At 74.8% G+C, this 23,356-nt stretch carries 18 protein-coding genes and 1 pseudogene; 13 read left to right on the forward strand and 6 right to left on the reverse strand.

Going from position 1 to position 23,356, the window contains the following annotated elements; all coding sequences use genetic code 11:
• Positions 1 to 134: 134 nt before the first annotated feature.
• Complete coding sequence (locus ACFQ6N_RS29155) at positions 135 to 803, reverse strand: response regulator (RefSeq protein ID WP_380655252.1); 669 nt, start codon at positions 801 to 803, stop codon at positions 135 to 137.
• A 283-nt stretch (positions 804 to 1,086) separates the two neighbouring features.
• On the opposite strand from ACFQ6N_RS29155, the gene ACFQ6N_RS29160 reads away from it, so the two are divergent.
• The 3 genes from ACFQ6N_RS29160 to ACFQ6N_RS29170 all read left to right on the forward strand — a co-directional run bounded on the left by ACFQ6N_RS29160 (position 1,087) and on the right by ACFQ6N_RS29170 (position 3,392).
• Positions 1,087 to 1,482, forward strand: a complete 396-nt coding sequence (locus ACFQ6N_RS29160) for a MarR family transcriptional regulator (protein ID WP_380655254.1) — start codon at positions 1,087 to 1,089, stop codon at positions 1,480 to 1,482.
• Positions 1,479 to 2,966 carry an MFS transporter gene (locus tag ACFQ6N_RS29165; protein ID WP_380655257.1) on the forward strand — a complete coding sequence of 496 codons (1,488 nt, stop codon included), beginning with the start codon at positions 1,479 to 1,481 and terminating at the stop codon, positions 2,964 to 2,966. Before ACFQ6N_RS29160 ends, ACFQ6N_RS29165 begins: the two co-directional genes overlap by 4 nt.
• A 102-nt stretch (positions 2,967 to 3,068) precedes the next feature.
• Complete coding sequence (locus ACFQ6N_RS29170) at positions 3,069 to 3,392, forward strand: hypothetical protein (protein ID WP_380655260.1); 324 nt, start codon at positions 3,069 to 3,071, stop codon at positions 3,390 to 3,392.
• Positions 3,393 to 3,532: 140 nt separating this feature from the next.
• Here the strand turns inward: ACFQ6N_RS29170 and ACFQ6N_RS29175 are convergent, their stop codons facing one another.
• Complete coding sequence (locus ACFQ6N_RS29175; protein ID WP_380655263.1) at positions 3,533 to 4,069, reverse strand: DUF5959 family protein; 537 nt, start codon at positions 4,067 to 4,069, stop codon at positions 3,533 to 3,535.
• A 314-nt stretch (positions 4,070 to 4,383) separates the two neighbouring features.
• Positions 4,384 to 5,382 (reverse strand): ScbA/BarX family gamma-butyrolactone biosynthesis protein, encoded by a 999-nt coding sequence (locus tag ACFQ6N_RS29180; protein WP_380655266.1) that lies wholly within the window; start codon positions 5,380 to 5,382, stop codon positions 4,384 to 4,386.
• Positions 5,383 to 5,844: 462 nt separating this feature from the next.
• Between ACFQ6N_RS29180 and ACFQ6N_RS29185 the strand changes: the two genes are divergently transcribed.
• Together ACFQ6N_RS29185 and ACFQ6N_RS29190 are read left to right on the forward strand one after the other, a co-directional pair.
• On the forward strand, positions 5,845 to 6,558 hold the full coding sequence (locus ACFQ6N_RS29185) for a ScbR family autoregulator-binding transcription factor (RefSeq protein WP_380655269.1): 714 nt from the start codon (positions 5,845 to 5,847) through the stop codon (positions 6,556 to 6,558).
• Between the two features lie 317 nt (positions 6,559 to 6,875).
• The gene (locus tag ACFQ6N_RS29190) at positions 6,876 to 7,730 is read left to right on the forward strand and encodes a BTAD domain-containing putative transcriptional regulator (protein WP_380655362.1); all 855 of its coding nucleotides are present in this window, start codon (positions 6,876 to 6,878) and stop codon (positions 7,728 to 7,730) included.
• Positions 7,731 to 7,907: 177 nt separating this feature from the next.
• Here ACFQ6N_RS29190 and ACFQ6N_RS29195 read toward each other — a convergent pair whose 3' ends face one another.
• Positions 7,908 to 8,300 carry an SgcJ/EcaC family oxidoreductase gene (locus tag ACFQ6N_RS29195; protein ID WP_380655272.1) on the reverse strand — a complete coding sequence of 131 codons (393 nt, stop codon included), beginning with the start codon at positions 8,298 to 8,300 and terminating at the stop codon, positions 7,908 to 7,910.
• 5 nt (positions 8,301 to 8,305) lie between these two features.
• A complete protein-coding gene (locus ACFQ6N_RS29200) occupies positions 8,306 to 9,064 on the reverse strand; it encodes a TioE family transcriptional regulator (RefSeq protein ID WP_380655275.1) in 759 nt (252 codons plus the stop codon).
• 100 nt (positions 9,065 to 9,164) lie between these two features.
• Here ACFQ6N_RS29200 and ACFQ6N_RS29205 point away from each other — a divergent pair.
• Positions 9,165 to 10,268: pseudogene (locus ACFQ6N_RS29205) on the forward strand (erythromycin esterase family protein); the annotation flags it as partial.
• Positions 10,269 to 10,276: 8 nt separating this feature from the next.
• On the opposite strand, the gene ACFQ6N_RS29210 reads toward ACFQ6N_RS29205, so the two are convergent.
• Positions 10,277 to 11,380, reverse strand: a complete 1,104-nt coding sequence (locus tag ACFQ6N_RS29210; protein WP_380655278.1) for a LysR family transcriptional regulator — start codon at positions 11,378 to 11,380, stop codon at positions 10,277 to 10,279.
• Between the two features lie 71 nt (positions 11,381 to 11,451).
• Here ACFQ6N_RS29210 and ACFQ6N_RS29215 point away from each other — a divergent pair, with 71 nt between their 5' ends.
• The 7 genes from ACFQ6N_RS29215 to ACFQ6N_RS29245 all read left to right on the forward strand — a co-directional run bounded on the left by ACFQ6N_RS29215 (position 11,452) and on the right by ACFQ6N_RS29245 (position 23,328).
• Positions 11,452 to 12,117, forward strand: coding sequence for a maleylpyruvate isomerase family mycothiol-dependent enzyme (locus tag ACFQ6N_RS29215; RefSeq protein ID WP_380655281.1), 666 nt, complete (start codon positions 11,452 to 11,454; stop codon positions 12,115 to 12,117).
• Between the two features lie 224 nt (positions 12,118 to 12,341).
• Positions 12,342 to 13,442, forward strand: a complete 1,101-nt coding sequence (locus ACFQ6N_RS29220) for a PP2C family protein-serine/threonine phosphatase (RefSeq protein ID WP_380655284.1) — start codon at positions 12,342 to 12,344, stop codon at positions 13,440 to 13,442.
• Positions 13,443 to 13,852: 410 nt separating this feature from the next.
• Positions 13,853 to 15,292 carry an MFS transporter gene (locus ACFQ6N_RS29225; RefSeq protein ID WP_380655287.1) on the forward strand — a complete coding sequence of 480 codons (1,440 nt, stop codon included), beginning with the start codon at positions 13,853 to 13,855 and terminating at the stop codon, positions 15,290 to 15,292.
• 45 nt (positions 15,293 to 15,337) lie between these two features.
• Complete coding sequence (locus ACFQ6N_RS29230) at positions 15,338 to 16,696, forward strand: non-ribosomal peptide synthetase (RefSeq protein WP_380655290.1); 1,359 nt, start codon at positions 15,338 to 15,340, stop codon at positions 16,694 to 16,696.
• A 372-nt stretch (positions 16,697 to 17,068) separates the two neighbouring features.
• On the forward strand, positions 17,069 to 20,218 hold the full coding sequence (locus ACFQ6N_RS29235; RefSeq protein ID WP_380655293.1) for an amino acid adenylation domain-containing protein: 3,150 nt from the start codon (positions 17,069 to 17,071) through the stop codon (positions 20,216 to 20,218).
• A gap of 14 nt (positions 20,219 to 20,232) precedes the next feature.
• Complete coding sequence (locus ACFQ6N_RS29240) at positions 20,233 to 21,408, forward strand: acyl-CoA dehydrogenase family protein (RefSeq protein WP_380655297.1); 1,176 nt, start codon at positions 20,233 to 20,235, stop codon at positions 21,406 to 21,408.
• Positions 21,409 to 21,468: 60 nt separating this feature from the next.
• Positions 21,469 to 23,328, forward strand: a complete 1,860-nt coding sequence (locus ACFQ6N_RS29245; protein ID WP_380655300.1) for an amino acid adenylation domain-containing protein — start codon at positions 21,469 to 21,471, stop codon at positions 23,326 to 23,328.
• The last annotated feature ends 28 nt before the right edge of the window (positions 23,329 to 23,356 follow it).

Here is a 23,356-nt window from a genome sequence, read left to right on the forward strand (position 1 = left end):
TTTTTTTTTGTGGTGGGTTTTTTTTTTTTTAATAATAACTTGCTTTTTTTTTGGTTGTTTTTTTTTTTATAGTTCTGGCCCCCCGCGGCGACCTCTTGTTCCCGTCTCCGCGCCCCCCCCGGCGGCGGTCGGCCTCAGGAAGTGCCGCTCTCCGCGAGGTAGGTGAGCACGGCCTTGACCCGGCGGTTGTCGGTGTCGGTCGCGGGCAGGTCGAACTTGGCGAACACGGCGGCCACGTGCTTCTCGACAGCCCGTTCCGACACCACGAGCCGCGTGGCGATCGAGCGGTTGGAATGGCCCTGCGCCATCAGCTCCAGCACCTCCCGCTCGCGCGGGGTGAGGTCGTCCACCCGGTTGCGCCGCGGGCCGCGGAACAGCCCGTTGACGATCTCCGGGTCCAGCGCCGTGCCGCCCGCGGCGACCCGGTGCAGCGCGTCCACGAACTGGGAGGTGCGGGCGACCCGTTCCTTGAGCAGGTAGCCGATGCCGGAGGCGCCGTCGGCCAGCAGCCGGGCCGCCCACGCGGTCTCGACGTGCTGGGAGAAGACCAGGATCCCGGTTTCGGGCAGTGCGGCCCGGATCTCGACGGCCGCCCGGATGCCCTCGTCGGTGTGGGTGGGCGGCATGCGAATGTCCACGACGGCGACATCGGGCCGGTGCGCGGTGACGGCGGCGATCAGCTCGGGCGCGGTGCCGGCGGTCGCGACCACGGCGCAGCCGCGCGCGGTGAGGAGTTCGACCATTCCGTCCCGGAGGATCACCGAGTCCTCGGCGAGGACGACACGGAGCTGCTTGTCGGTCATGGCGCCATTATCCCGGGCTTCCGGGGGAGGCCGACCCGCCCTCCGGGAAATTCTTCAGTCCAGACTGGACAGTCCAGACTGATGAAATTACCGTGGAACCATGCCCCCGAAGCGAACCGCCCACCCGGGCCCCGGCACCGACCCGATTGACCCCACCGACCCGATTGACCCCACCGACCCGATTGACCCCACTGGGCCCACTGGACCCACTGGACCCACTGGGCCCACCGAATCCATCGGCGTCACCGACCCGGGTGCCTCCGCGGCCCTGGCCGCCCGTGAGTTGCGCGCCGTCGTCAGCCGGCTGCGCCGGACTCTCCGGGAGACGAGCGGCACCAGCGACCTCACCCCCTCCCAGACCGCCGTGCTCAGTCGGCTGATCAATGACGGCCCGGCCTCGGCCAGTGCGCTGGCCGCCGCCGAGCGGGTCCGCCCGCAGTCCATGGCCGCCACCCTCGCCGTGCTCGAACAGCACGGGCTGGTCGGGCGCCGCCCCGACCCGGAGGACGGGCGCCGTCGGTTGGTGGACCTCACCGAGGCCGGTCTGGGCCTGATCGCCGACAGTCGTCAGGCGCGCGAGGAGTGGCTGGCCCGGGAGATGGAGGAGCGGTACACCGAGGCCGAACGCGCCACCGTGCTGGCCGCGCTCGCCCTGCTCGACCGCTTGAACCGGCGATGACCGGCCCGGCCTCCCGGTCGGTCCGCCGTCGGCTCACCCGTCGACAGCCCGGGCCGGACGACGGTTTCGACCGACGGCTGATCGCCCCGATGGTGCTCGGCTCGGTGCTCAACCCGGTCAACTCCTCGATGATCGCGGTCGCCCTGGTGCCGGTGGGCGCGGCCTTCGGTGCGCCGCCCGCCGAGACCGCCTGGCTGGTCACCGGGCTCTACCTCGCCACCGCCGTCGGCCAGCCGGTGATCGGGCGGCTGGTGGACTCCTACGGTCCGCGCCGGCTCTACCTCGCCGGGACGGCCCTGGTCGGCGCGGCCGGTCTGCTGGGGGCGTTCGCCCCTTCGCTCGGGCTGCTGGTCGTCGCCCGGGTGCTGCTCGGGCTGGGTACCTCGGCGGCCTATCCCGCCGCGATGCACCTCACCCGCGGCGAGGCCGAGCGGACCGGCCGGTCCAGCCCCACCGGGGTGCTGACCGTGCTCGCGGCCGCCAACCAGACCGTCGCCGTGATCGGTCCCACCCTCGGGGGCCTGCTGATCGGCGCGGGCGGCTGGCGGACGGTGTTCGCCGTCAACGTCCCGCTCTCGCTGGCCTGCCTCCTGCTCGGGTCGGCCCGACTGCCCGTCGCGGCGCCGCGCTCTTCCCCGCCTGACGGCCCCGACCGGACCGACGGGACGGACCGGAACGGCCAGGCCGGCCAGACCGGCCGGACCGACCACCGCGACCAGCGCGACCGCCTGGACTACGCGGGGATCGCGCTGTTCGCCGTCCTGCTGCTGGCGCTGATGCTGTTCCTGATGCACCCCGGTCGTGGGCGTTGGTACCTGCCGGTGCTGGCCGGGTCGGCCGCCGTCGGCTTCGCCGTCCGCGAGGCGCGGGCCCGGACCCCGTTCATCGACCTGCGGGCGCTCGGCGGAAACCGGCCGCTGATCGCCACCTATCTGCGCCAACTCCTCGGCTACACCGCCGTCTACGCCTTCCTCTACGGCTACACCCAGTGGCTGGAGGAAGGGCGCGGCCTGTCGGCGGCCGCCGCCGGGCTGGTCCTGCTGCCGCTCTCGCTCACCGCCCTCGGCGTCTCTGGGCTCACCGGCCGCGACCCGGCCGTACGCGGCAAGCTCCTGATCGGTGCGGGGTGCCAGGCGGCGGCCTGTGCCGCGCTGTTGTCGGTGCACGCGAGCAGTCCGACGGTCCTGCTGATCGGGGTGGGCGTACTGGCGGGCATCCCGCAGGGGCTGATCGGTCTCGGTACCCAGACCTCCCTCTACCACCAGGCCGACCCGGCCGGCATCGCCGCGGCGGCCGGGCTGCTCCGCACCTTCATGTACCTCGGTGCGATGGGCGCCTCCGCCGCGAACGCCGCCTTCTTCCCGCACGGCGCCACCACGGGCGGGCTGCACCGCCTCGCGCTGTTCATGCTCGGCGGCGCGACCCTGCTGTTCCTGCTCACCGCGCCGGACCGCTCCCTCGGCCGACTGGCCGCGCTGTCGTAGTCGTAGTCGTCGGCCTCGACCTCTGCCAGAGGGCTGCGCCGATCCCGACCGGCGGGCTGGGGGTGAGTGGATTGTGGGCGGGATCTGGTGGATGATCCCGCCATGCCCATGAACGAGTCGCTGACGGAAGCAGACCTCGATGCGATGGAGAGGCGCATCTCGGGCGCCACGCCGGGCCCTTGGGTCCCGCTGCTGGAGACCCGCTCCGCCACCGGCGGGGGAAGCTTCATCCAGGTCGCTCCGGACGCCGCCGAGCAGGACGACGAGATCTATCTCAGAAGGTTCACCGGCGGGCGGGAGGTTCTCGGCCCGGACCGGCAGGCGGATGCCGATCTCGACTTCGTGGCCTCCGCCCGCGAGGACATGCCGCGCCTGGTCGCCGAGGTGCGGCGGCTGAAAGCCGCGCTCCTGGCGAAGGGCGTATGAGGCAGCCGCTCGAAGGGTGCCCGCCTGTACGCCCTTCCGTGTCGTGACGCCGGGCGCGGCCGGCGATCCGCCGGTCGAGCCCCCGGACGTCGGAGATCGACTACGGGACAGTCCGTCAACGAACGCATATTGACGAGACGTCAGTTCGTTGCCGCGACCCCCGGTGTGCCGCGCCAGGCGTGGACACCGGGGGCGGTCTCGACCACCTCGGGCGGGTAGGCCTCCCGGACGAGTGCGAGCAGTGCGCGCTGCTCCTCCAGCCAGCCAGGGGCGGGGGAGAGGACGACCCGGAGCGTGACGCCCGAGTCCTCCGCGTCCGAGACGGTCACCCAGAGCCCGCCGGGCCGGCCGGGCTCGATCCGCAGCTCCGGGCCGTGTTCTTCGTCCAGCCAGCGGACGGCGAAGCCCTGGGCGAGCCGGTCCAGTGCCGTTTCCCACCGTTGGAGATGGCGGTCGGTCACCAGGGTGACGAAGTGTCCGCGCACGGAGTCGGCGGTGACCGTGATCTCGCAGTCCAGCCAGTCGTGCCCGAGCAGTGAGCCCGGGGCGTGCCGCCCGAGGACCCGGACCCGGACGTTCCGGCCGCCGGTGCGCCCGTCCCGGCCGGAGGCGTCGTCGGTGCCGGGGCGATCCGTCAGTCTGACCAACTCGTATTGGTGCGAAGCGACTTCACTCACTGCGTGCTCCCGGTGGCAGCGTACTCAAGGGCTGACATCCTCGCGCAGGTGTTCGGTCCGGTGCCACCCCGGGGAGCGGCGCGTTCAGGCCAGGGTTCGTTCCGCTGCCGGCCGTTCCCGCCGGGGTGGGCTGGTGGGCCGGTGGGCTTGGGGGGAGGGCGGGACGCCCGACGGCCCGCCGGACCGGAAGGGTCGGGCGGGCCGTGTGGTCCGTACGGGTTGCCGCGGGCCGTGCGGGTGGTGCCGGTCCGGTCGTCGCGGCCGCCCTGGCCGTACCGGCTGCCCGCTCGGTGCGGTGGAGGGCGGGCCTCGGGTCAGCGGTGGTCCGGCTGCCCGGAGAGCACGGTGGTGAAGATCGGCTCGCCGTGCTGGTGGCCGGTCACCGTGGTGGTGAGCGAGTCCTGGTCCTCGCCGGGGGTGTGCCGGGCGGTGATGGTGGTGGGCGCGTCGTGCTCCGCGTAGCGGTGGAAGGTGGTGGCCGCAGCGGTGGGCGCGACGGTGACCGGGCTGGACAGCGCGTTGGTGGCCTGGCGGGCGGCCTCCAGCAGCACCATGCCGGGGATGTGGTCGTTGGCGTGGTCGAAGAGGATCGGGTGCCGGAAGTCGGGGGTGAGGTGCCAGGTGCCCGGAGTGCCCGCCGGGCTGAGGACGACGTCGCAGGGGCGAAGCCGGCCGACCCCGGCCGGTGCCATCGGCTCGGTGGTCGTTGCGGGCACCGGCGGCAGGTCGAGGCCGTGACGGCCCTTGCGCAGCCGCTGGTAGGTCGAGTCGGGGACGGTGGTGAAGCGGGCGTACCCGGTCGCGGCGAGGTGCGGGCCCCGGCGGACGACGGTGCGGAGGGTGAAGTCGACCGTGCTGCGGGTGCGGCGCGGCTGGGCGACGAGGGCGGCCTCGATGGTGAGGTCGGTGGGCTTCGCGCCGATCAGCAGCTGGCGCGGCCGGGTGGTGTAGTCGAGGTTCCACATCATGAACTTGTGGTCGAGCGGGACGCCGAACCGGGTGTGGGCGAGGTAGAGCCCGGCCTGGCGGATCGTTTCGGCAGCCTGCATCGGGTCGTGCCGGGTGCCGTCAGGGGTGCTGAAGAACGTGTGTGCCCGGGGCCATTGCGCGGAGACCGAGAAGGTGGTCTCGTTCAGCTGCTCGCTGCCGGTGAGGAAGACCTCGGCATGGCAGGCGCGGTGGACGTACTCCTTGGCGACGGTGCTGGTCAGACGAGGTGCCAGTCCGGTTGCCAGGGCCGGGCCGGGGATGGTCCCGGTGTCCCCGGCGGCGGCGAGGGCGAGGGCAGGCGTGCGGGAGGCAAGCAGAGTCATGGGGAGCGCTCCGAAAGGCCGTGACGGGCGGGGTGGGCTGCTCAGGGCTCGTAAGATACGTACCTACCGGTTTGCTTTTCAAGGAGCCCGAACGAAGGTTCGTCGGCGGCCGAGCGTGGCCGTTCGGGCGCACCCGGTGGCCGGTCGAACCCCGCCATAGCCCGGGTCGGGCCGCGGTGGCTCCGCTGACCTGCGGTGATTTCATGACCAGGACTTGACGAGTTCATTATCACAAGGGGCCTCCGGGTGGGGAGGGCGGCTACAAGTGAGAGTCGCCATTCCGGATTTGAGGCCTGTCGTGGGGGTCTCGGCCATCTGGCCGACTCATACCGTCTACGCGGTTTTCCCTCGCTCAAAGACCGCCTCATGTGACCTGGGACGCAGGGATCACCGCAGGGTCCGGCGGGTAAGATACGGGGTGTTTGGTTTTGTTTGCCGAGCGTTTCGGGCGGGGTGGTTGCGGTGGTGCGGCAGGAACGGGCGGTCCGGACGCGTCGGCTGATCCTTGAGGCGGCGGCGTCGGTCTTCGACGAGTACGGGTACGAGGGCGCGACGATCGGTGAGGTCGTCGCCCGTGCGGGAGTGACCCGCGGCGCGGTGTACTTCCACTTCGCTTCGAAGCGGGAGCTCGCCCAGGGCGTCGTGGAGGAGCAGTTCGGTAGTGACGAGATCCCCGAACGGCAGTGCAAGCTCCAGGAGTTCGTGGACCTCGGGATGGTGGTCGCCCATCTCATGCCGCGCGACCCGCTGTTGAGCGCGGGCGCGCGGCTCTCCCTCGGCCAGGACGTGTTCGGCGACTTCAGCGGCGGCGCCGCGCCCGGGTGGATCGAGCGCGCCGAGGGCGTGCTCACGGCGGCCGGCCGGCGCGGCGAACTGCTGCCGCAGGTGGTGCCCGCCGAGACGGCGTGGCTGGTGACCGGGGCCTGGACGGGCGTGCAGATCCAGTCCCAGAAGATGTCCGGCCGGGCGGACTTGGAGCGCCGGGTGGCGGTGCTGTACCAGCACCTGATGCCGAGCATCGCGATTCCCGGGGTGCTGGCCACGCTCGACCTCGCGGCCGACCGGGGCGCCCGGGTGGTGGCCGAGCTGGCGGCCGCCCGGGACGCCGCGGCCGAGGGGGGAGCGGGCGCGGAGGGCGCGGCCGCGGCGGGCGTCGGCGGGGCCGGCCGGGCCTGACCCCGCCGGGGCCGGCTCGTCGCCGACCGGCTCCGGATCGCCTCCGGATCGCCTCCCGTGCCGACCGGTTCCGGTTGCTCCCGGACGTCCCGGCGGGGTACCGGTCTGCCCGCTGTCCCGCTCCAGTGGCGATTGCTCTGCCTAAAAACAAACAGCGCGTTCGGTTTTGTATTGACAAACCGTCCGTCCTGTTTTTGGATAGGCATCGGGTGCTCGACCGGTCTCTCCGTGCGGGTCTGCGGGCCAGGAGCAGCGGAGCACCCGCCCGGCCGGTGGCCGTCGGGGTCGCCGACCCGTCTGGATTTGGGGTGGTCGTCGTGGAAATCCGGGTGCTGGGGGCCTTGGGGGTCCGACTGTGCGGGGCGTCGGTGGTGCCGACCGCCCCGAAACCGCGGCAGGTACTGGCCCTGCTCGCCTTACGTGCCGACCAGGTCGTCCCGGCCGGAGTCCTCGCCGAGGAACTGTGGTCCGGTCGCCCGCCGCGCAGCGCGCGCACCACCGTGCAGACCTACGTCCTCCAACTGCGCGACCTCATCGACCGCGCCCTCGCCCAAGGGGAGGGCGCTCCCGGAACCTCCTGCGCCAAGGACGTCCTGGTCACCTCGGCCGGCGGCTACATGCTGAACAGCGGAGGCGGACTCGTCGACCGCCAGGAGTTCGACCGCCTCGCCGGGCACGGCTACCGCGCCATGGACGCCGGAGACTTCCCGGTCGCCGCCCGCCAACTCGGCGAAGCGCTCGCCCTGTGGCGCGGACCGGCCTTCGCCGACGTCCCCGTCGGCGGCCAACTCGCCGTCGAGGCCAAACGGTTGGAAGAGACCCGGCTCTGCGCGCTCGACCAGCGGATCGAGGCCGACCTGCGGCTGGGCCGCCACCGGGTGCTGCTCGCCGAACTCACCGTCCTGGTCGACCGCTACCGCACCCACGAGAGCCTGCACGGCCAGTACATGGTCGCCCTGCACCGTTCCGGCCGACGAGGCGAAGCCCTGGAGGCCTTCCAGCGGCTACGGAACACCCTGGTAAGGGAGTTGGGCATGGAACCGTCCGCCGCGCTGCGCCGCCTGCAACGCTCCATCCTGCTCGCCGGCCCCGAGCGGGCGGAGCAGGAGCAGCCGCTCGCCCCCGCCGACGGATCCGCCCCCCGCCCCGCCCGCCTCACCCGGGTCGGCTGACCGGACTCGCATCAGGGGGTCCCGGGGGGCGACCCCGGGACCCCCTGCGAACGGCGGGACCCCAGCCGAGGACTGTTGACCGGAGTCCATCCGGTGCTCCAGCCGTAGGGGAAGCCGCCACCGGTTCCGTCGTCCGCCGGTTGCCCGTCGATCCGCAGGCCGGTCACGGGACGGTCCTCAGGCGGCCTTTACCTCGGTGTTCTGGCAGGCGTGGAGGAGCCAGCGTCCGTCGTCCTGCCGGGTCATGATGTAGAGCGGGGCGCCCTCCGAGTCGCCCTCCGCCGAGTGGTAGGTCTGGCGGACCTTGACGGCGGCCACGTCGGGGCGCAGGAACCGGATGTGCGTCGGCTCGTAGGTGACTTGGCCGTCCCAGGTGGTGGTGGGGAGGACGACGCGGGTGAAGGCGGCGATCGCGTCGAGGCCGATCAGGACCTTGCCGTGCGCGGTGGTCCAGAGGGCCTGGGGGTGGAACAGGGCGAGGAAGGCGTCCGGGTCCTTGGCGCGTTGGGTGCGCTCGACGGCGGCCACGACCTGTTCGATGGCGGTGATGTCCTCGGCTTCGGTGCTCATGGGGATCACTCTGGTACCTCAAGTTCCCTTGAGGTCAAGCCGATCGGGGACGGGGGCAGCGTCAGGTAGTCGTCGAGGCGGGCGGCGGCGGTGAGCATGGCGAGGCCCCGGACGGTGAGGCGCCGCTGCCAGTCGTCGAGGGCGGCGGCGAGCTCCTCGGTGCCGCCCGCCGAGCGGATCTGCCGGACCACGGTGGCGATGTGCTCCAGCGGGTAGCCGCCCCGCCGGAGCAGGTGGGCGAGTTCGGCGTCGCGGACGTCGGCCGGGCGGTAGACGCGGTGGCCGGTGGCGGGGTCGCGGGCGGGGGTGAGGATGCCGGTGGCCTCCCAGGCGCGCAGGGTCGCGGGGGTGACGCCGAGCCGGTGTGCGAGGTCGCCGACGGCGAGCGGGCCTGAGGGTGCCGGACGGTCGGGTGCGGTGGCCGGTCCGGCGCGCCCGGCGGGTCCGGTGAGGTGGCCGACGGCGTCGCGGACGGCGGCGAGGGTTTCGCGGTCGCGCAGCAGCCGGGCGTGGCCTCGGTCGAGGGTGGCGAGCGCCTCGTCGAGGCGGCCGGCGTGGACGGCGGTCATGACGGGTCCGGCGGGCGCGTGCCCGTACGCCGGGACGAGGGCGAGGAAGGCGCGCAGGGCGGCGGCGTGCCGTCCGGTGTAGATCCGGTAGCCGGTGGGCGTGCGGTCGGCGGGCGGGAGGAAGCCGTCGCGTTCGTAGTTGCGGACCGCTTGGGTCGAGATGCCGTGCTCGCGTGCGAGGTCGGAGGGGCGCATGCTCGTCTTCCGTTCGGGTCGGTTGGAGACTTTCGGTGATGGCGGAGCCTTGGGTCGGCGCAAAGTCTCAACCGAGCTGTCAAGGATACGCTTGAGGTCCATGAGCCAGGACATTCACGACTTCGTCACCCCGTCGTGCGAGCTGCTGGGATTCGGCGAGCCGACGCACCAGGAACCGGCCTTCGGCCTGGTCCGCAACGAACTGTTCCTCCGGCTGGCTGACCGGGGGTTCCGGTCGATCGCCTACGAGACGGACCGGGTGGCCGCGCTCGCCGTGGACGCCTACGTGCGGGAGGGCGTGGGCACCCTGGACGGGGTGCTGGCCGAGGGCTTCTCGCACGGCTTCGGGCAGCTCGACGCCAACCGCCGACTCCTCGTCCGGATGCGCGAGTTCAACCGGGAGAGGCCGCCGGGGGAGCGGCTGGCCTTCCACGGCTTCGACGCCCCGACCGAGACCTACAGCGCCCCCAGCCCGCGCGGCTACCTGGAACACGCCCGCGACTACCTGCGGCTCGACAGCGGCGCCGACGCCGACGCCGACACCGGACTCGGCTTCGACGTCGACATCGCCGGGCCGGCGGGTGAGGACGAGCGCTGGAGCCGGGCCGAGGCGGTGCTGGACCCGGCGCAGTCGCCGGGGGCCACCGCCGACGCGGCCCGGCTGAGGTACGTCGCCGACGACCTGCTCGTCCGACTCCACGAGCGGGCACCGGAGTTGATCGCGGCGACGTCCCCGGCCGCCTGGCTCGGCGCCAGGACGCGGCTGACCGCCGGCATCGGCCTGCTGCGCTACCACGCGCGGTCGGCCGTCCGGGGCCTCGACCCGAGCCGCCGGCTGAGCGGCCTGCTCGGTCTGCGGGACGCGCTCATGGCGCAGAACCTCCTCGACATCCGTGACATCGAGGCCCGGCGCGGGCCGACCCTGGTCTTCTCGCACAACCGGCACCTGCAGCGGAGCCCGAGCGCCTGGGCGCTGGGGGAACTGGACTGCCGGTGGAACGGCGCGGGGCGCATCGTCGGCGCGCTGCTGGGGGAGCGGTACGCGTTCGTGGCGGGGAGCCTCGGCCGCAGTGCGGCGATCGGGTTGGGCGCACCGGCGCCGGACACCTACGAGGCGTTCCTTCAACAACAACCGGACATGTCGTGGGAGTTGACGGCTGCGGTGCTGCCCGCCGAGGGCCGTACGCGCACCGACACGGTGCCGCGGCAGGGCTACTTCCCGCTCGACCGGGAACTCCTCGACGGTGCGGCGGCGCTCCTGCACATCGGTGACGGGGCGGTGGTGACGGGCGCGGTGACGGCTGCGGAAACGGCCGTGTCGGCGCCGTCCGGGGTTTCCGGGGCAGGCGAGGCGTCCGGGGCGGAAGGGGCCGCCGGGCCCGGGTAGGCCGTCCGCAGGTGGGCGACCAGGGCGGCGGTCGGCGGCGCGGCGGGCCGTGCGCTGGGCCAGGCCAGGGCGATCCGCACCAGCGGGACGGGGTCGGCCAGCGGGCGGACCCGCAGCCCGGGCACCGCGCCCGGGTCCGGCAGGACGGCCACGCCCAGGCCGTGCGCGGCGAGTTCGGCCAACTGCGGTGGCGCGGCCGCCTCGACGCCGATGACCGGGCTCGCCCCGGCCCGGGCCAGGGCCAGTTCCAGCGCGGTGCGCATGCCGGTGCCGCGCGGGGTGCTCACCAGTGAGTGCCCGGCGAGTTCGGCGACCGGCAACGCGGTGGGGAGGTGCCCGGCGAGCGGGTGCCGTTCGGGGCAGGCCGCGACCAGCGGCACCTCCAGCACGGTGTGCAGGGCGAGCCCGGCCAGCGCCGTCCAGCCGTCGTCGTCCTCGCGCCCGCTCGCGGTGACGGGCAGGCCGATCACGGCCAGGTCCAGGCGTCCGTCGCGCAGGGCGGCGAGCATGCCCGCGGTGGTGTCCTCGGCCAGCGAGAAGTCGATCCCGGGGTGCTCCTGGCGGAACGCGGCGAGCGTGGTGGCGAGTCCGGGCAGGGTGCCCAGTTCGGACGGCGGGCTGAAGGCCGCTCCGGCGACCATGCCCAGCCGTACGTGCCCCTGCCGCAGGCCGTCGAACTCCCGCGCCGTCCGCCGGGCCGCCGCGGCCGAGGCGAGTGCCGCCCGGGCGTGCGGCAGCACCGCCTCGCCGGCCGGGGTGAGCCGTACGGTGCGGCCCGAGCGGTCGAGCAGCGGGTGCCCCAGTTCCCGTTCCAGCCGGCGGATCTGGGAGCTCACGCCGGGCTGGGTCAGGTGCAGCAGCTCCGCGGCCCGGGTGAAGCTGCCGTGCTGGGCGACGGTGACGAAGTACTGGAGCTGCCGCAGTTCCATGACTCCTGATCATAGGTGGCAGAACCAGTCGGTCTTGGACGGCCGTACGGTTCCGGCCGCAGGCTGGACGCATGGAAACCGTGCCGCAGGACCGGGGGAAAGCCGAGCGGATCCACTGGATCCGGACGCAGATCGCGGCGGAGCGCCGTGAACTCGCCGAGGCGTTCGCCGACTTCACCCCGGAGCAGTGGAACTCGCCGTCACTGTGCGGGGGCTGGCGGGCCCGCGAGGTCGCCGCGCACATGAGCACCGGCTTCCGGTACTCGACGGCGCGAACGGTGCTCGAACTCGCCCGCTCCGGCGGTCACATCCACCGGATGGCCGACCGGGTCGCCCGTCGCGACGCCGCAGCCCTCACCGAGCGCGAACTCGCCGCCGCCCTGTCCGAGCACGCCGAGCACCCCTGGCGGCCCCCGGTCGGCGGCCGGATCGCGGCCCTCGCCCACGACGCCGTCCACGGCCTCGACATCACCGTCGCGCTCGGCCTGCCCAGCCGGCTCCCGGTGGCGCGCGCCGCCGCCCTGCTGGCCGGGGTCGGCCCCCGCTCGCTGCGGTTCTTCGGCGCGCGGGTGGACGGAGTGCGGCTGCGGGCGACGGACACCGCCTGGGAGTACGGGCAGGGCCCGCTCCTCGTGGAGGGGCGGGCGGAGCACCTGCTGCTGGTCGCGTACGGGCGCCGGGTGCCGGCGGGGCTGCTGGCGGGGCCGGGCGCGGGGCGGTTCGCCTGGGACGGGTGAGGGGAGCGCCGGCCGGGATCCGGAAGAGAGGCCCGGGCGTCGGGGTGGCAGTGGTCGGGGATCGCGCCGAGCTCCAGCCGGCCGCCGCGCGGGTCGTCGTCGGCGGGACCGGCCGTCGCGGCGTAGGGAGCGGGCGGGGCGGCCGTCATGCGAGTTTCGGGAGGCCGCGACTACGATCGGAAGAAGCCCTTCCGGATGGTGGTGAGACGGAAGCCAGGTCGCCGATGCCCCCGAGGTCCGTGCAGTGGCCGCCGTACGTGCTGGTCACGCCGTGGTTGCTGATCGTCGGCGGGCTGGTCTGGAACTCGCTGGACCCGGCCGACTACTGGGGCGACCCGATGCTGGCCGCCGCCGCCGTGCTCGCGGGCGCGCTGCTGTCGCTGCGGAACACCGTCGCGGTCGGGGTGGCCAACGTCACCGGGATCCTGGTGCTGTCCGTCCGGGACGGGTCGATCGGGACACAGGACGGCTACCTGGAGCTGGTGAACACGGCCTTCGCCGCGCTGCTCGGGATCGGGGTGAACCGCGTCGTGGCCCGGCACGGGCGGCGGTTGGAGCGGGTGCGGTCGGTGGCGGAGGCGGCGCAGCGCGCGGTGCTGCCGGAGCCGCCGGGACGGGTGGGGGAGCTGTCGGTCGCGGCCTGCTACCGGGCGGCGCAGGACGAGGCGCTGATCGGCGGGGACGCATACGCGCTGCAGGCCACCCCGTACGGTGTGCGCGCACTGATCGCGGACGTGCGGGGCAAGGGGCTGCACGCGGTCGGGGCGGTGTCGGTGCTGCTCGGGGCCTTCCGCGAGGGTTCGCACCGGATCCCGGACCTGGCGGCGCTCGCGGACGCGCTGGAGGACGCGCTGCTCCGGGAGGCCGACCAGCTCAGTGAGGAGCTGCGGCTGGAGGGCTTCATCACGGCGCTGCTGGTGGAGTTCCCGCCGGGGGAGGGGACGGTGCGCACGCTGGACTGCGGCCACCCCGGGCCGTACCTGCTGAGCCCCGGCCCCACGGCCGGTGCGGTGGTGCGCCGGCTGGACGCGGCCGATCCGGGGCTGCCGCTCGGGATGGGCGCGCTGGGCGTGGCGCGGCCCGCGACGGAGAACCGGGCGTTCCCGCCCGGGTGCACGCTGCTGCTGGTGACCGACGGGGTGACCGAGGCCCGGGACGCGGCCGGGGAGTTCTACGACCCGGTGCCCGGGCTGGCCCCGCTGGGGCCGTTCGCCGGGCCGGGCGAGGTGCTGGACGCGTTGGTGGCGGATGTCGAGCGGTGGACGGGCGGGCCGAGGGACGACGACATGGCGGTGCTCGCGATCACCCGGCGGGCGGATGGCTGAGCGACCCGGCGGGCGGATGGCTGAGCGGCGGTACCGGACGGCCGGGCAGCGGCGCCGGATGCCCTGTACGACGGTTGCCGTCGGTCACGCGGATATCACGATGGGGTGACGGGACTGTAGCGCTCCGTGTAATCAGGCCAAGTTGAGGGGCTCCGTCCGGTGGCCGGAAAGTCCGGGTCCGAATATCGGACGGCGAAATGGACGGACGGACCGGGCTGCTCCCCGGGCGGCCGGCGGGCCGCGTCCCCTTGGCGCACCGGCGGTGCGGAGGTCGCGGCCGGTCCATAAGGGGCCGTAAGAGACGCGCAAGCGGCCGTCGGGGGAGTGGCGGGATCAGGCCGACGCGCGGTTCGTCCGGAAACGGACACGGTGCTTGCCCCGTATCGAAGAGGTGACCGAGAGTCGCACCGATGAACGAGAAGCCCCGCCCCCGTCAGGCCCGTCTGCTCGACCACCGCGAATTCCGGCTCCTGTTGACCGGAGCCGCCGCGGCCCAGACGGGCAGTCAGGTCACTCTGGTCGCGCTGCCGTTGGTGGCGGTGATCGTGCTGGAAGCCACACCGTTCGAGGTCGGCCTGCTGACCGCCGCTGAGACCGCCGCGTTCCTGCTGGTCGGCCTGCCCGCAGGCGCCTGGCTGGACCGGATGCGCAAGCTGCCGGTGCTGATCCGCGCCGACGTGGTGCGCTGCCTGGCCGTCGGGTCGATCCCGCCGGCCGCGGCGCTCGGGGCGCTCACCATGGCGCAGCTCTACCTGGTGGCGCTGGTCACCGGGGTGGCGACGGTGTTCTTCGACGTCGCCCACCAGTCCTTCCTGCCCGCCGTCCTGCCGCGCGAGCAACTGGTCGGCGGCAACGGGGCGTTGGAGACGGTCCGCTCCTCGGCGCAGATCGCCGGGCCGGGCCTCGGCGGCGGACTGGTCCAGCTGCTCGGCGCGCCGCTCGCCATCGTGGCCGACGCCTTCGGCTACCTGGCCTCCGCGCTGCTCCTCGCCCGGATCCGGGTCGACGAGACCCTGCCGGAGCCCGCGCCGGGGCGCTCGCTGCGCGCCGAGGTCGGGGAGGGCGTCCGGTTCGTGCTCGGACACCCGCTGCTGAGGGCGATCGCGACCGCGACCGCCGTGTCCAACCTGTTCGCCGCCGTGCTGATGGCCGTCCAGACGGTCTTCTGGGTCCGGGTGCTCGACCTGCCGCCGGGGGCCATCGGCGTGCTGCTGTCGGCCTCCGCCCTCGGCGGGCTGGCGGGCGCCCTGTGCGCGGGGTACCTGGCGCGGTGGGTCGGCCAGGCCCGGCTGATCTGGCTCTCCACGGTGGTGACGGCGCCGTTCGCGGTGCTGTGGCCGCTGTCCGGCGGCGGCGCGGGCGTGGTGCTGTTCGGCCTCGCCTCCGGCGTGGTGCTGTTCGGCGCGGTCGCCTACAACGTCGCCCAGGTCAGCTTCCGGCAGAGCGTCTGCCCGCCCGAACTGCTCGGCCGGATGAACGCCACCATGCGCTTCCTGGTGTGGGGCACGCTGCCGATCGGCGCGCTGGGCGGCGGGATCGTCGCCGACGCGGCCGGGCCGCGCGCCGCGCTCTGGCTGTGCGCGGCGGGGTTCCTGCTCGTCCCGGTGCCGCTGCTGCTGTCGCCGCTGCGCCGGATGCGGGACCTGCCGGACGGCCGGCTGCCGGAGGATGGCACCCCGGACGCCGCCGGGGCCGGGGCCGACGGGACGGAGAGCGGGACCGGGACCGGGACCGCCGAGTTCGCGACCGCCGAGGCCGCGAGTGCCGGAACCGCCACCGCCGAGCAGCCCGCCACGAGCCCTGCCACGAGTCCCGCGACGAGTCCCGCCACGAGTCCCCCCGCCCCCTGACCGAGCCCCGACCCGAGCCGCGACCGGAAACCGGAGACTGTTCCCGTGCACGCCAGCATCACCGCCGCCTACCTCGCCCGGTACCGCTCAGCCGCCGCCGACGCCCCGGTGGAGCTGCTCCCGCTGACCGGCGCCCAACGACGGTTCCTGATCACCCGCCGACTCGCGCCGCAGAGCCGCTCCGACGTCGTCCCGCTGTTCTTCGCCTACCCGCGCGGCACCGTCGACCAGGAGCGGCTGGCCCGCGCCGCCGCCCGGGTCGCCGCCCGCCACCCGGCGCTCTGCGGCGGCTTCGCGACCGTGCGCGGCACGCCCGTCCTGCGGGTCGGCGGCCCCTCCGTCGAGGCCGCCCGGATCGTCGTCGCCCCCGGCGGCACGGCCCGCGAGGCGCTGCGCGAGGCGCTGCTGGACTGGCCCGCGGACGGGCCCGCGCTGCGCCTGCTGGTCGCCCAGGAGCCGGACGGGGACGAGGAGTTGCTCGCACTCGCGCTGGACCACGCGGCCTGCGACGAGCAGTCCCTCGGGGCGCTCTCCGCCGAGATCGGTGCGGCGTACGAACAGGACGGGACGGACGGGTCGGACGGGCCGGACGGGTCGTCGTCGGCGGGGCCCGGTCCGCAGGCCCTGGCCGACTACCGGCAGGCCGTGGAGCTCCAGCTGGCCGCCGAGAACGCCGCGGGCGGCCCCGCCGCGCAGGCCCACTGGGGCCGTCGGCTCGGCGGCCTGACCGGGGCGGGCGGCGGAGCGGCCACCTCCACCGGGATGCTCACCGAACGGCTGCCGGCCGCCGACGGCGCTGCCCGCAGAGCGGTGTTCCCGGCGCTGCTGGACGCCGTCGGAACCGCCGCCCACCGGCTGCACCGGGCATCGGGTGCCCTCCGGCCGGGGGCCGGGGGAGGGGCGCTCGCGCTCGGCTACCCGTGGGGCGGCCGCCCGCCCGGCGCACCCGCCGCGCTCGGCTGCTTCCTCAACACCCTGGTCCACCCGGCCGCCCCTGGCCCGGCGGTCGCCGACCGGGCCGACACCGGCCTGGACGACCTCGCCGACGCGTGGTGGGATGACCTCGACCACGCCGACACCCCGTTCGACGAGGTGGTCCGGGCGGCCCGGACCGCCGGGTCGCCGTGGTCGGGCGCCCTGGACGCCATGCTCACCCTGGAGGACCTGCACCGCCGCCCGCCGCTGGTGCTCGGCGGCGTCCCCGGCCGGGAGACCCACCTGGCCGGACGGCCGCTCGCCGCTCCGCTCGCCGTCTCCGCCTCGCACGGCGACGACCTGCTGGTCCGGTTCGCCTGGGACCGCGACCGCTTCCCCGAGGCCGACGCCCACGCCGCCTTCGACGGCCTGCTCGCCGTGCTGCGGCACCACCTGCACGCCCGGCACCGCCTGGACTCCCACGTCTGAACGCGCCCGCCCCGACCGGGGATTGCGCCACCCTGACCGCCCGCTGACCACCCCTGACCGCTCCGGACGGCCCCGGGCCGGCCCGGCCCGAACCCCGCGCCCACCCCGCGCCCCGGCCGTCCCACGCCCGGCCGTCCCCGCCTGACCACTTCACGCCTGACCACCCCACGCCGGATCCGCCCTCGCGGAACCGCCGCGCCTGGACGCGCCTGACCGCGCGGGCCCGAAACGGGCCCGCCCGCACAGGTACCCGGGCCCGGGCCGCACGCTCACCCCGGTGCGGCCCGGGCCACCGGCCGGAACGGGACCACCCCACGCCCGCCGCCGGCCACCGCAGTGCCGACACAAGCCCACCACACAAGGGAACCGCCCATGTTCGCACTCTCTCCGTCGCAGGAGATCGTCTGGCTGCACGAACAGATGCTGCCGGGCAGTCGCGCGTACAACTTCACCGCCGTCCTCGACCTCTGGGGCACCCTCGACCGCGACGCGCTGCACGCCGGCCTGTCCGCCGTCCTGGACCACCACCCGGGCCTGCGCCTGGAGTTGGTGCCCAGCGCCGAGGGCCTGCCCGGCCAGCGGGTCGCCGAGGGCTGTCGACCGGAGCTGCGCGACAGCGACTTCAGCGCCGAGGCCGACCCGGAGGCGGCCTTCCGCCGGTTACTGGCCGCCGAGGCCGAGGAGCCGGTGGACACCGAGCGGGCGCCGGTGCTGCGCTGGCACCTGGTCCGGATCGCCGACGGCCACCACCGGCTGATCCACGTCGAGCACCACCTCGTCCACGACGGCCACTCCTTCGCGATCCTGCTGCGCGACCTGTTCACCGTCTACCGCGCCCGGGTCCTCGGCGAGCCGTACGAGCTGCCCGCCGCCCCGTCCTACGAGGACCACGCGCGCGCCGCCGCCGACGTCCCCCGCGACCGCGCACTCGACTACTGGACCAGGGAGTTGACCGACGCGCCGCGCGAGGTCACGCTGCCCGGTCTGGCCCGGGCGGGCGCCGAACGCCGCCACCGCGGCGGGCAGCTGCGCCAGTCCGTCGGCGCCGACCTGGCCGAGCGGCTGCGCGTGCGCAGCAAGGCCGACGGCCACACCCCGTTCAGCACCCTGCTCGCGCTGTTCGCGGAGCTGCTGCGCCGGCACAGCGGGCACCGCGAGCTGGTGGTCGGCACCGCCGTCGGCAACCGCCCGGAGGGCTTCGAGGCGACCGTCGGCATGTTCGTGAACACCGTGCCGCTGCGACTGCGGCTCGACCCGGCGGCGCCCGGCACCGAGGCCGTGGACGAGGTCACCGACGTCCTGATGCGCGCGCTGCCGTACCAGGACCTGCCGGTGCAGGAGTTGACCCGGCGCCTGGGCCTGCACACCAACGGTGCCGACAACCCGCTGTTCAACGTGATGTTCAGCGCGCACGACGCGGCGCTGCCCGACGTCCAGGCGCCCGGGCTGGAGGTGTCGCTGTACGAGGGCTTCAACACCGGCACCACCCGCTTCGACCTCGACCTGGTGCTGCTGCCCGACGACCGCCGGGTGGTCGGCGAGAAGCACGGCGCCGCCGGGATGACCCTGGTCTGGGACTACGACGCGGACCTCTTCCGGGAGTCCGACGCGGTGCTGCTCTCCGAGCGGCTGCTGGAGCTGCTGCGCTGCTACCTCGACCGCCCGGAGGCGCCGATCGCCGAGCTGGCCCCCGCCGCCGCGTCCGAGCCCGCCGCTGTGAACCCCGAGGCGGCCACCCCCGCCGCCACCGCGAAGCCGGAAGCCGCGACCCCCGAAGCCGCCGCGCCCGGCCTGCTCGACCCGGCCGCCGCCCACGACCCCGCCGCGCTCGCCCTGCTGGCCGGCAACGAGCGCGTCACCTACGGCGAACTCGACCGCCGCGTCACCGAGTTGGCCGAGCGGCTGCGCGCCGCCGGGGTCGCCCCCGGCCAGCCGGTGGCCACCGTCCTGCCGCGCGGCGCCGACAATGTCGTCGCCCTGCTCGCCTGCCTGCGCCACGGCGCCGTGTACGCCCCGCTGTCCACCGAGGACCCGGCGGCCCGGCTCGGCCTGCTGCTGGCGCGGCTGAACCCGGCGCTCGTCCTGGCCACCCGGCAGAGCGCGCTCGCGCTGCCCGCCGAGGGCGTCACCCCGGCGCTGCTGGACGGCCCGGCCTTCCCGAAGGCCGAGCCCGCCGCCGTCCTGGACGGCGCCGCCTACCTGATCCACACCTCCGGCTCGACCGGCGTGCCCAAGCCGGTCCTGGTCGGCCGCGAGGCGCTCGCCGGGTACGTCGCCGCGATCGCCGACCGCTACCGGCTCACCTCCGCCGACCGGGTGCTGCTGTTCGCCCGGCCGTCCTTCGACGTGGCGCTGGAGGAGGTGCTGCCCGCCCTCGCCGCCGGAGCCACGCTGGTCGTCCCGCAGCGCGAGGTGCCGACCGGGCCCGAGCTGGTCGCCGTCCTGGCCGCGCGCGGGGTCACCGTCGCCAACCTGCCGACCAGCTACCTGCTCGCCGTCCGCGAGGACCTGCGCGAGGCGCTGCGGGACGGCCGCTGGACGCCCCGGCTGCTCGTCCTCGGCGGCGAGCGCCTGCCCGCCCGCGCACTCGCCGACCTGACCGGTGCCACCACCGTCCTGAACGCGTACGGCGTGACCGAGGCGACCGTCACCTCCACCGTGTACGAGGTGACCGCCGCCGACGTCGCCCGGGACGGCGAGATCCCGCTCGGCACCGAGCTCGACGGCGTGCTCATGCACGTCCTGGACGAGACGCTGCGCCCGCTCCCGGCCGGCTGCGTCGGCGAACTCGTCGTCGGCGGAACGATGCTGGCCGACGGCTACCCCGGCCTGCCGGAACCGACCGCCGCCCGCTTCGTCACCGTCCCCGCGCTCGGCGGCGCCCGCGTCTACCGCACCGGTGACCGCGGCTACCGCGACCTGGACGGCCGGCTGTGCTTCCTCGGCCGCGCCGACAACCAGGTCAAGCTGCGCGGCCACCGGATCGAGCTGGAGGAGATCGAGGCCGCCGCCTCCGCCGAACTCGGCGGCCGCTCCTGCGCGGTGGTGCTGCACGACGACCCGCGCACCGGCCCCCGCCTGGTCGGCTTCCTGGAGGGCGCCGACCGCCCCGACCAGGCCGCGCTGCACGAGGCGCTGGCCCGCCGGCTGCCCGGTGGACTCGTCCCGGCGACCTGGACCGCCGTCGCCGCGATGCCGACCCTGCCCGGCGGCAAGCCCGACCGGGTGGCCCTCGCCCGGCTCGCGGACCAGGCCGCCGAGGAGCCGGCCGACCGTCCGGACGCCCCGAGCGCCTTCGCCGACCCCGGCCAGGAGCTGATCGCCGCCGCCTGGCGCGAGGTGCTCGGCCACGACCGCTTCACCGCGGACTCGCACTTCTTCGAGGTCGGCGGCCACTCGCTGCTCGCCGCCCAGCTCGCCGCCCACCTGGAACCGCACCTCGGCAGCCGGCCGCCGCTGCGTACCCTGTTCCGCCACGCCGTGCTGGCCGACCAGGCCCGCGCCCTCACCGGCCAGAAGTGAAAGGCAGAGTCGCAATGACCGCCCCCTCCGCCGTCCTGGAAGACGGCCACCGCGAGATCGTCGACGCCTTCGAGAGCTTCATCCGCCGCGAACTCGTCCCGCTGGCCGCCGAGTTGCCCGAGACCGCCGACCAGGTGCCCGGCGACCTGCGCGGTTACGTCCGCAAGCGCTCCGCCGCCCTCGGCTTCTACGCCGGCGACTACCCCGAGGAGCTCGGCGGCTCCGACATGCCCTTCACCGCCGTCGTGCTGCTGCACCACGCCGCCGGGCGCAGCGGCTGCGTCCTCGCGCCCTACGCGCTGGCCGGCTCCGACGGCCCCAGCCCGCTGCTGCGCAACGGCACTCCCGCCCAGGTCGAGCGCCACCTCGTCCCGCTGGTGCGCGGCGAGCAGACCCGCTGCCTGGCCCTCACCGAGCCGCACGCCGGCTCCGACGCCTTCCGCCTCACCACCACCGCCGTGCGCACCGGCGACGGCTGGGTGCTGAACGGGCGCAAGACCTTCGTCAGCAACGCCGAGCACGCCGGTCTCGCACTGGTCGTCGCCGCCACCGACCTCGGCGACGGCGCCGGCCCGGCGGCCGGGGCCACCGCGTTCGTGCTGCCGATGGACCAGCCCGGACTGCGGATCGGCCAGCGCTACGAGGGCATGTCCGGCGAGCCGCTGTTCGAGCTGCTGCTGGACGGGGTCAGCGTCGGCCCGGAGGCCGTGATCGGTGGTGAGGAGGGCGTCGGCGCGGCCACCGCCCTCGCCATCGACAGCCTGTCGCGCGGGCGCCTGGTGGTCGCCGCGATGTGCAACGGGATCGCCGAGTACGCGCTGCGGGCCGGCGTCGAGTACGCCAAGGAGCGGCGCGCCTTCGGCCGGGTGATCGGCGAGTACCAGCACGTCCAGGAGCACCTGGTCACCACCCGGGCCGAGGTCGAGTGCTCCAAGCTGCTGACCCTCGCCTGCGCCCGGCTGGTCGACGAGGGCACCGAGTCGCCGGAGAACGCCGCGCTCGCCAAGCTCACCGCCTCCGAGACCGCCGTCCGGGCGGTCGACCGCTCGCTCCAGGTGCACGGCGCCACCGGCTGGGTGCGCGGCCACCCGCTGGAGTTCCTGTACCGCTACGTGCGGATGACCACGATCATCGAGGGGACCTCCGAGGTCCAGAAGGTGATCATCGCCCGCTCCATGGGCCTGAACTGACGGATCGTCATGAACCACATGAATCACGTCATGAATCACCTCGTGAAAGCGGAGAGCACGATGGAACCCCTGACCACGGAGACCCCCAGCACCGGGTACGGCCGGCCGCACCAGGACGGCGCGGTCCTCGACCTGTTCACCACCTGGGCGCACCGCACCCCGGACGCCCCCGCCCTGGTCGACGGCGAGCGGACCTGGAGCTACGCCGAACTCGACCGCCTCGCCGACAGAACGGCCGAGGCCCTGCGCGGCCGGGTCGGCCCCGGCGACCTGCTCGGCGTCTGCCTCGGCCACTCGGTGTCGCTGGCCGCCGTCACCCTGGCCGCCGCCAAGCTCGGCGCCGTCCACCTGCCGCTCGGCCCGCGCCCCGGCGAGCACCGGCTGCGGGCCGTCGCCGAACAGCTGCGCCCGGTCTGCCTGGTCGGCGAGCCGGCCCTGCTGCCGGCCGGCGGCGAGCGGCTCGCGCTGGACCTGCCCACCGAAGGCGTGGTGGCCGCCCTGACGCCCGGCGCACAGGTGACCGTCCCGGCCGGCACCCACTACGCGGTGCTCACCTCCGGCTCCACCGGCACCCCCAAGGCCGTCGCCGTCACCGAGCCCTCGTTCGGCGCGCTGCTCCACTGGTACCGCGAGCTGACCGGGCTCGGCCCCGGCGATCGGCACAGCCTGCTGATCGGGGTCTCCTTCGACCCGCACGTCATGGAGCTGTGGGCCGGCCTCACCTCCGGCGCCGCCCTGGTCCTCGCCCCCGAGGCCGTCCGCTGGGACTCCGGCGCGCTCACCGACTGGTGGCAGGAGGCCGGCATCACCGTGGCCGTGCTCCCCACCCCGCTCGCCGAACCCCTCCTGGCCCGCCCCTGGCCCGCCGGATCGGCCCTGCGCCACCTCACCGTCGGCGGCGACCGGCTGCGCCGCGCCCCCGGGCCCGAGGTGACCGCGACCGTCCACAACGCCTACGGCCCCGCCGAGGCCACCATCACCACCACCGTGCACACCATGGCCCCCGGCGGCGACCACGGCGCCGGAGCCCCGCCCATCGGGCTGCCGGTCCCGGGCGCGATCGTGCTGGTCACCGACGAGGCCGGCCGGCCGGTGCCGCGCGGCACGGCGGGCGAGCTGCGGATCGGCGGCCGGGGCCTGGCCGCCGGCTACCTCGACCCCGAGCTGACCGCCCGCCGCTTCGTCGGCGCGCCGGAGGGCATCGAGGGCACCGACCGGGTCTACCGCACCGGCGACCGGGTCGTCATGCGCCCCGACGGGGTGCTGGAGTTCCACGGCCGCCTGGACGACCAGGTCAAGGTCAGCGGCGTGCGGATCGAGCCCGCCGAGGTCGAGGCCGCGTTCGAGCGCGACCCGCTGGTGCGCCGGGCGGTGGTCGCCGCCGAGCAGGCGCCGACCGGCGTGCGGCTGCTCGCCTTCGTCCAGCTCGAAGACCGCGCCGGGGACGGTGCCACGGACGGCGCCACGGCCGGTGCGACGGGCGGGGCCACGGCTGGCGCGACGGCCGGTGCCGACCCGGCGCGGCTGCTCGACGCCGTCCGGCCCTGGCTGCCGGAGCAGGCGGTGCCCGCCGACGTCCGACTGGTGGACCGCTACCCGCTGGACGCCAACGGCAAGGTCGACCGCGCCGCACTGCTCGCCGCCGAGCCGCCGCAGCCCCTCGGGGAGGACGGCGCCACCCCGGTCGAGCGCACCGTGCTGAAGCTCTGCCGCGAGCTGATCGGCCGCGCCGACCTCGGCCCGGCCGACAACTTCCTGGCCTCGGGCGGCAATTCGCTCGCCGCCGCACGACTGCTGGAGGCCCTCGAAGGCGAGTACGGGATCCGGCTGCGCGCGCCCCTGGTGCTGCGCCAGCCCGACCTGCGGGCCGTCGCCCGGCTGGTCGAGGAACGGGTCGCGGCCCTGGCCCCGACCGCCTGACCCGCCCGCACCTCCCCCGCAGGGCGCC

Source organism: Kitasatospora sp. NPDC056446, from assembly GCF_042796115.1.
In the GTDB taxonomy this organism is placed as follows: domain Bacteria; phylum Actinomycetota; class Actinomycetes; order Streptomycetales; family Streptomycetaceae; genus Kitasatospora.

Bases quoted from the DNA above. Each gene is read 5' to 3' on its own strand.
- ACFQ6N_RS29235 (WP_380655293.1), top strand. From the start codon at position 17,069: ATGTTCGCACTCTCTCCGTCGCAGGAGATCGTCTGGCTGCACGAACAG.
- ACFQ6N_RS29155 (WP_380655252.1), bottom strand. From the start codon at position 803: ATGACCGACAAGCAGCTCCGTGTCGTCCTCGCCGAGGACTCGGTGATC.
- ACFQ6N_RS29225 (WP_380655287.1), top strand. From the start codon at position 13,853: ATGAACGAGAAGCCCCGCCCCCGTCAGGCCCGTCTGCTCGACCACCGC.
- ACFQ6N_RS29200 (WP_380655275.1), bottom strand. From the start codon at position 9,064: ATGCGCCCCTCCGACCTCGCACGCGAGCACGGCATCTCGACCCAAGCG.
- ACFQ6N_RS29195 (WP_380655272.1), bottom strand. From the start codon at position 8,300: ATGAGCACCGAAGCCGAGGACATCACCGCCATCGAACAGGTCGTGGCC.
- ACFQ6N_RS29165 (WP_380655257.1), top strand. From the start codon at position 1,479: ATGACCGGCCCGGCCTCCCGGTCGGTCCGCCGTCGGCTCACCCGTCGA.
- ACFQ6N_RS29170 (WP_380655260.1), top strand. From the start codon at position 3,069: ATGCCCATGAACGAGTCGCTGACGGAAGCAGACCTCGATGCGATGGAG.
- ACFQ6N_RS29210 (WP_380655278.1), bottom strand. From the start codon at position 11,380: ATGGAACTGCGGCAGCTCCAGTACTTCGTCACCGTCGCCCAGCACGGC.
- ACFQ6N_RS29215 (WP_380655281.1), top strand. From the start codon at position 11,452: ATGGAAACCGTGCCGCAGGACCGGGGGAAAGCCGAGCGGATCCACTGG.
- ACFQ6N_RS29240 (WP_380655297.1), top strand. From the start codon at position 20,233: ATGACCGCCCCCTCCGCCGTCCTGGAAGACGGCCACCGCGAGATCGTC.
- ACFQ6N_RS29220 (WP_380655284.1), top strand. From the start codon at position 12,342: ATGCCCCCGAGGTCCGTGCAGTGGCCGCCGTACGTGCTGGTCACGCCG.
- ACFQ6N_RS29180 (WP_380655266.1), bottom strand. From the start codon at position 5,382: ATGACTCTGCTTGCCTCCCGCACGCCTGCCCTCGCCCTCGCCGCCGCC.
- ACFQ6N_RS29245 (WP_380655300.1), top strand. From the start codon at position 21,469: ATGGAACCCCTGACCACGGAGACCCCCAGCACCGGGTACGGCCGGCCG.